The organism is Bartonella bacilliformis Ver097 (genome assembly GCF_000709795.1).
Lineage (GTDB): Bacteria > Pseudomonadota > Alphaproteobacteria > Rhizobiales > Rhizobiaceae > Bartonella > Bartonella bacilliformis_A.
In genome coordinates this window covers 1-12,916 of record NZ_KL503805.1, presented here as the reverse complement: position 1 = coordinate 12,916, position 12,916 = coordinate 1, and the positions used below count along the sequence as shown (strand labels likewise).

Below are 12,916 nucleotides of genomic sequence, written 5' to 3'. Positions count from 1 at the left end.
ATTCTATTGACTTTTTTAGAAGCTATCCCGCACCTTTTTGTAGTTTTTTTATTGCTTCTAGAGCAAGTTTTTTGCGCTCTTGGTATAAAGGGATGCCATGTTGTCTTCAGTCCATCCAAAAATTACTTTTAGTTGTTGTGCTACTGTTGCTCCTGCATTAGCTGCCCTTGTCGCTGCTAATTTTCTTAATCCATGAGCTGATTTTTAACGTTGGCTACGTTACAAGCTTCTCTGAATACATTACCAAAACCTTCTTTGGTTAGCTTCTTACCGCTTTTGCCACAGATAAATGTTTCTTCACCAAGCGGGCCAATTTCAAGGGTGTCAGCTAATTCAGGTAAAATGGGAAGAAAGACATCCATTTGAAATTTGCTTTTTTCCGTTTTTAAATGAATAATATTATCTGTTACATCCTTCCAGCCAATTCGTATTGCATCACCACGCCGTAATCCTGTGTATAGAAGAACATCAATCCAAACACGTTCATGAGTTCCTAATGGCCAATGATAATAATATTTGTCATTGTGTGATTTGTTTCACAAGATGAGGTGGTCGTTGTTTAGACATTATACAACCGATTTATAAGATGATTTCAGGATCATAATCGTCATTTGAGAGATCCTATAATTTATCTGGATGCAAGCTGTATTAGATACTCCGACCTAGGTTTCAGATAGATTAATAGTTTGCCAGTTGGTTTAATTTCTATCAATTCACAGCCTTGTTTTTTAACCTCTCTAATAGTGGGCTGTGTTATGGTCGGTAGTCTGTGAGCCATGTCGAACATCCTTTTAATGTTTGGGTGCAATTCGTTCGTGGCGTGAAGCAAGCACAGTTGAAAATAGTTGTGAGAAGGGTGGGGACGCTTGAGGTGGAAAAGAAATGCGCTCCCATATTTTAAGCAGCTTTGATAAAGATCTGCTTCATGTCTTGTTTGATTTCTGTCAAGAAATGCTCGACAGCTTTATTTATGTGTTCAATCTGTTCATCATTGCGGTTCATGCGTTGAACTTTAATCCGTAAGCTAACGGATTGGTCTGTAAACTGCGGATCGTAGCTTATAAAATCGCACCATTTTCTCTCCGTACAGGCCATTTGGAACTGCATTTGTAAGAGATATTCAGGTTTGATATCGCCATTCAGGGAAAAGCGTAGATGTGTTGTTGAGTGCAGGCATTTAATCTCGATTAATCCATCTTTCCCAATCAGTCCGTCAGGACTGGCTCCAGCCATTTTAAGTGTTGGATGGGATATGAAACCGCATCGGATTACATTGATATCATAGATGAAACTATATTCTTCAATCGCCTCATCTTTATGCTCAATCTTTATAGATTATATGCCAAAAATAAGCTTTGGCTACTGTGGTATCAGGATCAGATAAGCTCTGCCGTGCGATTAGCAGTGGTTCTTTGCTGCTGGAGGGATCAGCAGAAATTATAGCCGCTCAGTTTCCTATGTTACAAGGGGTTTGTAGCAAAATTAATGGTTTATGGAAAGTTGCAACCGTTATCCATCGCTATGAGAAAAAAAGCGGGCTATACGATAGCCATTACCCTAAAAGCGTCGAATAAGGGCAAGGAAATAGGGAGAAATGAAACCTGGTAGAAATAGACACTTAAAGGGGCAACTTATCCCTTTGATGGGTAAGTGATGATGCACACTAGAGCAATAGAGGAAAGTTTACCCTATTGCTCAACTAAGCAATAGTGCGTTTTCAGATTAGATTGTTGAGTGAAAAGGGAAGTTCTTCTCTTTCTCAATGATATGCTTTTTTCTAAGGCACTGATCACTCCCAATGACAATTTTAGCAAAAGAGAAAAGATCCGTTGAAGAGTTTTAAACAATTTTTGAAAGATCTCTGAGGACCCTTTAAGAGACCCCGAAGGCTCTTTGAAAAAAAATAAATCGATACAAAACCTGCTGGCAAGCTACACAAAAATTTATATCTTGATATTTTACACTAATTCATTGATTCTATTGGTGGGTGATGAGGGGATCGAACCCACGACCCGCTGATTAAGAGTCAGCTGCTCTACCAACTGAGCTAATCACCCACAATTTCTTAAAAGTAAGAATGAGCGGTTCTATAACGTTCCTAAAGAACGATGTCTAGATGATTTTGTTGTTTTTTTATAAGATGATTAAAGTTTATAGTTTAATTAATAAGATGTAAAAATATTGTATCCTCTTGATCTTCTACAAAAATAGATCCATCATGGGAAACTCTGGCAACAAGTATTTTGATTTGTTATGCGGAGTTATATTAGGAGGATTGTCGAGCATAATGCCTGAGAAAAATTCAGAAGAGCCTTATTGGACTATCAAACAGTACAGGTTGTTATTGCGTTTTATAAAATTTATCAGTAGTGGTATAGGGTTAAACGGTATTTTGTAGCTCTGTGCTTTTGGAAGCATCTTGTACGTATTTGTGAATTATTGATCAATTGTGCAAACGAAAATTCATGAATTTATTTTTTCAGCAACGCGCATTTAAGCTTTTTGCAATATTTTAAAAGGATAAACTGTAATGGAGTGGATCGTTGATCCCCATGCGTGGTTTGGTTTAGTTACGTTAATTTTTCTCGAAATTGTTTTGGGAGTAGATAACCTTGTTTTTATTGCAATTTTAGCGGAAAAATTACCATTACATTTGCGTGATCGTACACGCTTAATTGGTTTAACAGTAGCTTTAATTATGCGACTTTTTTTACTCACAGTTATTGGTTGGGTGATGAGTCTTGATAAGGTGATTTTTTCCATCGGATCTTTTGCGTTTAGTTGGCATAAATTGATTTTGGTGAGTGGTGGAGCCTTTTTGTTAGCAAAAGGAACAATGGAGTTACATGAACGCTTAGAAGGTGCAACACATGAAAGAGAAACAGGTGTTATTTATGCTGTTTTTTGGCAAGTGATTATTCAAATCGTTGTGCTTGATGCAGTATTTTCTCTCGATAGTATTATTACTGCGACAGGTATGATCAACAAAGAACAAGTGGCTGTTATGTATATAGCGGTTATTGTTGCTATGGCTGTGATGATGTGGGGATCTGGTATCATCATGCGTTTTATTAATCGCCATCCTACCATTGTCATTCTTTGTCTTGGCTTTCTCATGATGATTGGTTTTACTCTTGTTGTTGAAGGATTTGGTTTTTATATTCCAAAAGGTTATGTGTATGCAGCTATAGGCTTTTCAGTGCTCATTGAAATTTTTAATCAAATTGGACGTCATAATCGTGAGAAGATGATTACAACAAACGATTTACGTGAGCGAACAGCAAATGCTGTACTGAGACTTTTAGGGGGTGGAAAAAAGGATGGTAATCTTGGCGAAACTGTCGATGTTATCGTTGAACAAGCTGCTGCTTCAGAAATTTTTCGGCCAGAAGAAAAAGAAATGATTCGTGGGGTTCTTGATCTGGCTGATCGTCCTGTACGTTCTATTATGTCACCGCGTAATGAAATTGAATGGTTAGATTTGAACGGTGATGAGAATGAAATGCGTAAAGAGTTACAGAAAGTTAAACATAGTCGCTTAATTCTTGCATATGAAAAAGTAGATGAGTTTGTTGGCGTTGCTTTAACTAAAGATCTGCTTTTAAATTTAGCTGAGGGCGAAAAAATTAATTGGCAAAAAGCCATGCGTGAACCACTTGTTGTACATGAAAATACAAGTGTTTTACGATTGATGGAGCAATTGCAGCACTCTTCAATCCAGCTTGCGATCATTGTTGATGAGCATGGCTCTTTTGAGGGGATTGCAACACCGACAGATATTCTTGAAGCCATCGCTGGTGATTTTCCTGATGATGATGAAGAACCTGTTGTGGCAGAAAGACTCGAAAATGGGAGTCTTCTTGTTGAAGGGTATGCGGATATTCGCCGTTTAAGTGGTTATCTTGAACGTGATCTTGTTGATGAAGCAGATCGGTACACGACTCTTGCAGGGTTTATGCTTTGGCATTTTGGCCATCTACCAAATGAGGGAGAAAGTTTTGAATCTGAAGGTTTGTCCTTTAAAGTGATTGAGATGGATCGCAGGAATATCTCTAAAATTCTTATCTCTCCACTTATTTTTCCAGAAAAAATCTAATTATGTAGTGATAAAATAGTCAAGCTTATCATTATTCATTGGGAGAGTGAAAGATTACACACTCGCACTTATTATATAAATAACGTGCGTTATATTTTCATATAAGTTTGGTATACAGAAATATCTTCATCATTTTGGTAGTTTCGCTTACATTAAATTAACTGACGTTGTTAACGAAGTCTATAGTGATTTTCTTCTAAATAAAAAGTTATTATCTATTTTCTTACAAGATAGCTATAGATAAAGTACAGTTTATCTTTCATTTAGGGGGAATGTGCTGCGTTTGTTTCCAATATTGTTGAGCCTCAAAAATGGCTACAAAGATCAATGAAATAATAAAGGGTATGATCAGATAAAGCATTCTGAACACAATAAGGGCTGCAATAACATCAGCATGATTTACACTGGGCATGCCTGCTATAAATAAAGCTTCAAGGACACCTATCCCTCCTGCAGGGGCATTAGAAAGTAAAGCTACACTAAAGGATGCTAGGAAAACACCGAGTACGGAAATAAAATAAATATCAGCATGATGTGGGAGGACAGCATATATAATTCCTGCTGCTCCTAAAAGTTCTAGTGGGCTGATAAGGAGTTGTTGGATAACAATTTTAAGCTTTGGATAAGAAATTTGAAATTTTTTACCTATGCGTAAGGGGTTTAACTGAAGCCAGCTTCCAAAAGTATAAAGTGCTATACACATGAGTAAAAGCGCCCCAATGCTTATTCCAAGCCATTCAGGAAGATCGTTGTGAATGAGAGTGATAATGTTCGGTTGTAGAATGAGAACTATGCCAAAAAGAAGGGTTGTACCAATCACAAAGGTAAAGGAGCAAAATCCTACTAATATTGCGATTTCTGTTCCACTTAACCCTTTCATTTTATAAGCGCGATAACGTACAATAGCACCAGAAAAAATTGAAGCGCCTATATTATGTGAAAGCGCATAAGTTGTGAATGAACATATAGTGATAAACAACCAAGAAATTTTATGACCGAGATGTTGTAAGGCAATTCTATCATATCCAGCAAGCGCTGCATAAGCGATAAATGAGCATAAGCAGGCTAAGAGCCAATGATGTGTATCTAAATCACTTAGACGATTTAATACATCAGTAAAAGAAATAGCAGAAAGTTTTATATAAAGGATACGGATCGATAGCAACATTGCTAAGATGCCGATAGATGGCCATATAAAATTCTTTAGTTTCATGCTTCTTGATCCATTTTGTTTTCATCCATGTTTCAAGGTTAATTTACGATTTTTGTATAGGGAGATAGGTACAGATCGTTATTCAATCACATGGTCAATAATATTATTAGCAATTTCTTTATAGGCCGTCACTAAAATATCTGCATTGATGCTAAAAAATAGCTTATTTCTACTTCAACTAAAGCATAGTCAATAATTAAATTTTTTAAAAAGTAAATATGTTAGTTACACATTGTTTTATTTCAATGGTATGATGCAGTTGTAAACAATTTTATATACACTTTAAATGTTTTTGTTTGGTATTAACAAGTTCTTGTTTAATGATGTTGCCTAAAATTATTCGCTCTGTCTACGTTTACTTTTTTATTAGAGAAATAATATAACGCATTTACCAACTTCATATCGTAGCCAATAATAACAATATGATCAATTTTTAGGTATTAGAGAGGGGCTATAACCGTGAAAAGGTACTATAAATTCATCTAATTTTATCATTCACAATGTCTTTTGTGGAGAGAGAGTAGTTGAAATTTTGATTATATCAAATAACGATACGTATCATGGTGGTAAAATTTTTTCTGTACGATGAGTTGGTCTAATAGGACATAAGAGTTACTTTTAGATGTACAATGGTAGAGATATAAGGTTTAAAATAGTTACCTAATCATATACTCAAAATAGCCAATTATCCAATTATAGTTTTGATAAATAAAAATGACGTATCATATTGATTGATACGTCATTTCTGTTTTTGTTGGATATGTAAGTAATCTTATATGTGAGTTTCTTCATTATGGTTATGCCACCAATTACCTAACAACAATAGAATGGGAGCTGAGATAAAGATAGAAGATGATGTTGCAATAAGAACTCCAGCGACCATAGGTACTGCAAAATTTTGGACAGTACTGCTTCCCCATATCGCCATAGGTAACATAGCAAGTACTGTCGTCGCTGATGTAAAGATACAGCGTACAAGAACTTGATTGATTGAGAGGTCAATGATTTCACGCAGTGGCTTTGTTCTGTAAAGGCGCATATTTTCACGCATGCGATCATAGACAACGACTTTGTCATTGATGGAATAGCCAACAATCGTTAAAAGAGCGGCAATGGCGGTTAAATTGAAATCAAATTGACATAGAGCAAAAAAACCAACCATTTTTGTAGTATCAAGGATAAGCGTAATAATGGCTCCCGCTGCGAAGAACCATTCGAAGCGCCACCAGATATAAAGTGACATAGCAATTGCTGCTAAAATGACAGCTGTAATACCAGCAGTGGCGAGTTCACCTGAAACTTTTGGACCAACGACCTCTATTTGATCAAATGCAGCATCCGGGTAAATATCTTGTACAGTAGTTTTGACTTTATCAATAGCTATAGTTTGCTGTATTTCATCACCATTTTGTTTCGGGATACGAATGAGTACTGCATTTTTACTATCAATATTTTGTAGCGTCACTTCACCGATGTTAAGGGTAGATAGCTGTGATCGCAAGATTGCCAAATTTGCTGGTGTTGATGTTGTAATACTCATCTGGCTTCCACCAATAAAATCGATACCGAAATTTAAACTTGGTTTGAAGAACAAAAAAATGGAAGACAGTGATAAAATAACTGAAACACCAATACCAATAAAACGGGCGTTCATAAAACGGAAAGTTGTATTTTTAGGAATAAAATTGAAAAAAGGCTGAATGTCTAATATTTTTATTTTCCATTTACGGATTACCCAAATCATAATCATGCGCACTAGGGTGATATCAGTAAACATAGAAATAATAACACCAAGCAACATTGTTACAGCAAAACCACGGACGGGCCCGGTACCGAACCAAAAAAGCAAAATGGTTGCAATAACAGCAGTGACGTTGGCATCAATAATCGTTGTAAAAGCTTGTTTAAAGCCACGATCTAGAGCAGAAAAAGCACTAAGCCCTTTTCGGCTTTCTTCTCGGATACGTTCGTTAATGAGGATATTGGCATCAACAGCGATACCTATACCTAAAATAATACCAGCAATGCCTGGAAGTGTGAGTGTAGCACCAAGAAGACTTAATGCAGCGAATGTCAAAATAGTATGTAGTGCCAGTGCTATATTAGCAATAATTCCCCAAATTCCGTATAGAAAAAAAATGAAGATTGCAACGAGAATAAACCCTATGATTCCCGTATAAAGCCCCATTTTAATAGCATCCGCACCAAGATTAGGACCTACAGTTCTTTCTTCAATAACAGTAAGTGGTGCAGGTAAAGAGCCAGCACGAAGAAGAGCTGCAAGAGTAGAGGCTTCTTTGGGGTCAAAATTTCCTGTAATTTGACCTTGTCCATTGGGAATGACGCCATTAATGATGGGAGCAGTTAAAACTTTGTTATCAAGAACAATTGCAAAGGGGCGATTGATATTTTGGCGTGTTATTTCTGCAAATATTCTCGAGCCAATAGCATTCATGGTGAAGGAGATGATAGAACGTCCCGGTATTTGTGGATCAAAACCTGTGCGGGCATCTTTAAGAACATTGCCATCTAAAGCAATTTGGTTGTAAATTGCATAACGTTGGTTTTCATCGTTATATCCAGAAAGAATTGATACATCTGCAGGTGGGTTGTTAAAATCTACGTTTGCGGGGACAAGATGGAAGGTCATTTTGGCGGTCGTTCCTAAAAGATCGCGCAGCTGCTTTGGGTCTTGTAGGCCAGGTAATTGAACCATAATACGATCTGTTCCTACTTTTTGGATAGCTGGTTCAGTAACACCGACTTGATCAATACGACGACGGATGATTTCTAAGCTTTGTTCTATAGCATTACTGATGCGATCCTTTATACCAGCTTCAGTTAATGTCACATGAATTGTCTCATTTTGAGCATGGATAGAGATATTATTCGTTGTAACGCCAAAACTGTTGTGTATAGGCATAATGAGCGTTTCTAAAGCAGTAATGGCTTCTTGATTTTTCGTAAGGTCAGAAAGAACAACTACTACGTTATTTTTGATTATGCGAATACTTGATGTGCGAATTTTTTTTTCGCGTAATTTTGCACGTACATTGCTTAAAACTGTTTGTAATTGATCACGCTTTAATGTTTTTGCATCGACTTCAAGAAGAAGAGAGGATCCTCCTTTCAGGTCAAGTCCGAGTGTTACTTGGGTATTTGGTAGGAATTTTGAATTTTCGATTTGTTCTTGTGAAAATAAGTTGGGCAATGCGACATAAATACCGCTTAAGAGAATAAGACAATAGAGAGTAGTAAGCCAGCCGGGTGTACGCATGATATGTTCCAATAATAAGCATTTTAAAAGTTATTAAAGTTAAACGTGAAAAAGATGAACAGAGATGATGACCTTTATAGATTAAATGAGAGGAGGAGCACGCTGCTTAGAAAGATATTGCGTTTGAAGATTATAAAGCTGTACATAGATAATTGTGTTAGGTTTTAAAGGGACATTTAATATCAGGATGTCTTGAAAAGCTACAGCAGATAAATGATGAAATGTATGCGGCTTTGTAAATTTCTTATTTGTAGCCGTCATTACATTTGGTTGATTGTATTTGTGTTTCAGGTAATGTGTGTAAGCATTGATGATATCATTGGTATATTGTCTTTTATCTAAGCGATTTTGAAATGCTGAACTATCGGTCAGCCACATAAAGTTAGATAGGAGAATCCAGATTGTAAAAAAGAAAAAATTTCTTTTTCTGCAATGTAAGTGCAAAAAAAACATGTTAAAGTGCTTTCTTTGTCTTAATTAACTTCAATTAATTTATCCTCTTTTATCCGCTCTATTGGGTAAGGAAAGCTTTTATAGGTGCATTCTATAAAAATTGAAATAATTATTTTATTGTATGTTCTTCTAAAAGTAACCCTCTTTATAGTGATTTTCAATGCAGATATGTATTCATTTTTAAACTATACATTTTTTCTTAGTCTTTGCGATGAGCAATTTCATTGCGCGCTTGTGCATGGTGTCATATAACATGACGTACTGCAAAAATGGAACAATCAATAATCTCAGAATTATTTGATGAAATTATTCAAAAAAATGATTGATTGTTGAAACGCTTATGTAAAATATAAATCTTGATAATGTAATCATGATTTTAATTTATAATTTCAGCGTTACAGTTATTTTCTAATTTTTTGATTCCATTCCCGATATTTTACTCCATACAGTCAAGTTACAATTTATATATAATGGTATTGGTTGCTTATTCCTAATAAGATATTTATAACAAATATGAGTAATATTAATGATATTACATATTTTTTTGAATAAAATAAATTAAGTTTTATATATAAAAAATTGAAAATATTTTATTTATAGATCATAAAAGATTAAAACTTTGGTTATTTCTGCATAAGCTAGTTATTTTCATGTTCACAAAAGATGAGCAATTTTATCTACCAGCGTAATAAAATTCTTTTGTAATTAAAGTGAATTTCTTTAATAGAAAATTTATATAGTGATCTGATTCTAAATAAGATTCTTTGGAAAGAATTAAGTTAATAAATTCTCAGGTTATTTCAATGTCTTGAATTAAAATTAAAGGAGATAAATTGACCATTAGCTTATTGAGAAAGTTTTTTTGTTATATCTAATTTATTAATCTTGTTTTTGCTTTTGAGCTCCATACAAAATTGATCTGAAATTACAAAATTAACAATACTAGAAACTTATTTTAAAATTATTTTTTGTGGAAATAAAAATGGTGCGGGCGGCGGGACTTGAACCCGCAAGGTCTTTGACCGGCAGATTTTAAGTCTGCTATGTTTACCAATTTCATCACGTCCGCGACGATGCGCTCTTCATAAGCTATATTTTTTATTGAATCAAGAATTAAAACAAAAGAAAAAATTTTCATTTTTTAATAAATTTTGACTGATAATGCTTGTCTTACCGTTAAAAATTTGCACGATATCAAAAAATTAAAATAATGAGTGGTGCTATGAATGAATTTGTCAAATGTATCGTAAAATTTGTGGTGGTTTTGTGTAATATTTTTGTGAAAATAAAACATATAAGGCTCAGGTCTGTTATGTGCTTCATTGTGGGAGCACTGTTTTTGCTAAGTGCTATCAAACAAAGTTTCGCAAATATGCCAACAATATTGCAAAAAACTGAGCTTTCAAATTTAGTTTCTGATATCAATAATGCTGTAAGAGATAAAAACTTTGCAGTTATTGCTGCTCATACGCTTAATCGGCTCTATAAAGAAGTAGCACGTCGATTAGGTATGACAGAGGTTAGTTTATATAATAGCTTGCTTAAGAAATTGCGTGATCAATTTGAGGATATTGCTACTGGTGCTTACCATTTGGATGAAACTAAAATAGATTATTTGCAAACTAAGAATAACAGTTTTTATGCTCTAATTCCAACTACGCTTGAGACAAAAGATCGTATCCTGCAATATAAAACATTAGCAATTTTTGATGATAACAAATGGTATTTAATCTATGGAGGACAAAAAACAGTACAAAATCCAGTGTTTCTTGAAATTTATCCTGCTTTAGATGGAATAAATTTGCCAAGGAAAACTATAATAAAAAAATAAATAAAAAATATTTCTTTTTTTCTAATGATTAATATTTTACGAGATTGACGAAAAATTTTTTATTTTTATTTCAAGCACTCATTTTCAAAATTAAAGATAATAATCTCTATTGCTTAGATTCTTGAATAGTGTAATTTGGTTTGTGATCCGTTTATGGTGATTGAGCTAAAGAAAGATTTTATTTTGAACGTAGATAGAGAAAATGTTTTTACAGAATTGGGTTTATCGACTCTTTTAATTAAAAATTTATTGAATGCTGGAATCAGTGAGCCTAAGCCTATCCAAGAACAGGCTATTCCAGTTATGTTGAAAGGGCGTGATATTTTAGGTATTGCGCAGACCGGTTCTGGAAAAACATTGGCATTTGGTCTCCCTATCTTAAGTCAGATTTTGACTTTTGGTGATAAACGCTATCCTAAGACTGCACGTGCTTTGATTTTGGTTCCTACTCGTGAGCTTGCTGTTCAGATTGAGGAAATGATAAGTGCTGTTGTGAAAGGAGCTCATCTTTCAACATGTTTAATTGTGGGTGGAGTGTCGCGTTTTAAACAAGTTAAACGTATGGGAGCTGGTGTGGATGTTGTAATTGCAACACCAGGACGTTTAATGGACCTTGTTCGTGAAAAATTTATTGATCTTTCTCGGTCTCGTTTTTTGGTGTTAGATGAAGCTGATCGTATGTTGGATATGGGCTTTATTAATGATGTACGGCGTATCGCCAAACTTTTATGTAAGGAGCATCAAACAGCACTTTTTTCTGCAACAATGCCAAAGGAAATTAAAGAACTTGCCAATAGTTTGCTTAATGAACCAGTGAAAATAGAGGTCGTTCCTCAGGGAACTGCTGCTGTAAAAATTACCCAAAAACTATATTGTGTTCCTAAAAATGAAAAAAGAAATATTTTAAATAGACTTTTGGTAAATCCAGATTTGGTTTCCGTTATTGTTTTTATACGAACCAAACATAGTGCTGATGCTATTACACGTTATTTAAAAAATATGGGACATGCTGTTGCAACGATTCATGGCAATAAATCACAAAATGCTCGGCAATCTGCATTGAAAGCTTTTCGCGAAGGATCCGTGAGAATTCTTATTGCAACCGATATTGCAGCTCGTGGTATTGATGTACCAGGTATCAGCCACGTTATTAATTATGATTTACCAGAGGATGCTGAAAGTTATGTGCATCGTATTGGCCGTACAGGGCGCAATGGTGCTTCTGGTGATGCTATTACGCTTTTTGATGAAGAGTCAGAAAAGTCACGTTTATGTGCTGTAGAGCGCATAATTCGTATGAAGTTAACGCGTGAAAATATTCCTTTACAATCTGAAGTATATCCAGAAAAGCCATTTATGCTAGAAAGTGATGAGAAAGAGAATAGTAAAGAACGGAGTTTTAAAAAATCTAAAAGCTATAAGCAGACTTCTAATCGCTCAGATAAGGCTGTAAAGTTACACACGAGAAAACCTTCATTTAATAAAAGTGAAAGACATGAAAAAGCAAAAGTGACTGCAAAACGTGCTAAGTTCTTTCGTTTTCGTAAATCAGTAAAGAAGGTGGCTTAAAATTGTGAAGGTTGTAAATTAAGAACACTAATTCACACGCGTTCTTGGTGGTTATATATCTAACATTTCTCTCTTAACTACAAAGCAAAGCTCTATGTTGAAAAATTGTGTGATTTCATATTAAGTTGGTGTTTTTCTTTAGAAGAATAATATCAATGGGATAAGAAGGATAGCGATGATTATCATTGTATATGATTATGGTGAAGTTTTTTAAGAAGCTTTAATGGTATGCACTAAATCAATGCATACCATGTGATTATTAATAAACTTAAATGTGATGCACTGTTGCTTCTATATTAAAGAAAAATAAATAAAATCAAATTATTAAGATTAAAAACAGCATATTTAGATTCATAAAATTTTTTTATTGTTGCAGTACTCTTTAATTTTTATTGAATCGCACATCTGCCACTGCCACACTGATTAAGCAAAGAAGCTCTTGGTAATTGTCTATTGCCTCTTCTATGATCTCCTTCT

Annotated in this window: 7 protein-coding genes, 2 tRNA genes and 3 pseudogenes; 4 read left to right on the top strand and 8 right to left on the bottom strand. The window is 34.7% G+C overall.

The genetic code is table 11. The annotated features are described in order from the left end of the window. Positions 1 to 22 precede the first annotated feature (22 nt). The 3 pseudogenes from H710_RS04775 to H710_RS04765 all read right to left on the bottom strand — a co-directional run. Positions 23 to 521, bottom strand: a pseudogene (locus H710_RS04775) (tyrosine-type recombinase/integrase); the annotation flags it as partial. A 58-nt stretch (positions 522 to 579) separates the two neighbouring features. Next, positions 580 to 778, bottom strand: a pseudogene (locus H710_RS06555) (hypothetical protein). A gap of 119 nt (positions 779 to 897) precedes the next feature. Next, positions 898 to 1,326: pseudogene (locus tag H710_RS04765) on the bottom strand (lambda exonuclease family protein); the annotation flags it as partial. Positions 1,327 to 1,355: 29 nt separating this feature from the next. Between H710_RS04765 and H710_RS06210 the strand changes: the two are divergent. Beyond that, the gene (locus H710_RS06210; protein WP_155367628.1) at positions 1,356 to 1,574 is read left to right on the top strand and encodes a hypothetical protein; all 219 of its coding nucleotides are present in this window, start codon (positions 1,356 to 1,358) and stop codon (positions 1,572 to 1,574) included. A 407-nt stretch (positions 1,575 to 1,981) separates the two neighbouring features. Here H710_RS06210 and H710_RS04760 read toward each other — a convergent pair. Further along, positions 1,982 to 2,057 (bottom strand) — tRNA-Lys (locus H710_RS04760). 473 nt (positions 2,058 to 2,530) lie between these two features. Between H710_RS04760 and H710_RS04755 the strand changes: the two genes are divergently transcribed. Continuing rightward, positions 2,531 to 4,096: a TerC family protein gene (locus tag H710_RS04755; RefSeq protein ID WP_041849690.1), complete on the top strand. Its 1,566-nt coding sequence runs from the start codon at positions 2,531 to 2,533 to the stop codon at positions 4,094 to 4,096. 259 nt (positions 4,097 to 4,355) lie between these two features. Here the strand turns inward: H710_RS04755 and H710_RS04750 are convergent, their stop codons facing one another. The 4 genes from H710_RS04750 to H710_RS04735 all read right to left on the bottom strand — a co-directional run bounded on the left by H710_RS04750 (position 4,356) and on the right by H710_RS04735 (position 10,108). Further along, entirely contained in the window at positions 4,356 to 5,309 is a 954-nt protein-coding gene (locus tag H710_RS04750) for a lysylphosphatidylglycerol synthase transmembrane domain-containing protein (RefSeq protein ID WP_041849689.1), read from the bottom strand. A 772-nt stretch (positions 5,310 to 6,081) separates the two neighbouring features. Next, positions 6,082 to 8,586 (bottom strand): protein translocase subunit SecD, encoded by a 2,505-nt coding sequence (secD, locus tag H710_RS04745; RefSeq protein ID WP_041849688.1) that lies wholly within the window; start codon positions 8,584 to 8,586, stop codon positions 6,082 to 6,084. Positions 8,587 to 8,667: 81 nt separating this feature from the next. Further along, a complete protein-coding gene (locus H710_RS04740; RefSeq protein ID WP_052472914.1) occupies positions 8,668 to 8,964 on the bottom strand; it encodes a hypothetical protein in 297 nt (98 codons plus the stop codon). Positions 8,965 to 10,022: 1,058 nt separating this feature from the next. Beyond that, a tRNA-Leu gene (locus H710_RS04735) sits at positions 10,023 to 10,108 on the bottom strand. 243 nt (positions 10,109 to 10,351) lie between these two features. On the opposite strand from H710_RS04735, the gene H710_RS04730 reads away from it, so the two are divergent. Together H710_RS04730 and H710_RS04725 are read left to right on the top strand one after the other, a co-directional pair. After that, positions 10,352 to 10,870 (top strand): hypothetical protein, encoded by a 519-nt coding sequence (locus tag H710_RS04730; RefSeq protein ID WP_041849809.1) that lies wholly within the window; start codon positions 10,352 to 10,354, stop codon positions 10,868 to 10,870. 153 nt (positions 10,871 to 11,023) lie between these two features. After that, positions 11,024 to 12,439 carry a DEAD/DEAH box helicase gene (locus H710_RS04725; RefSeq protein WP_041849686.1) on the top strand — a complete coding sequence of 472 codons (1,416 nt, stop codon included), beginning with the start codon at positions 11,024 to 11,026 and terminating at the stop codon, positions 12,437 to 12,439. The last annotated feature ends 477 nt before the right edge of the window (positions 12,440 to 12,916 follow it).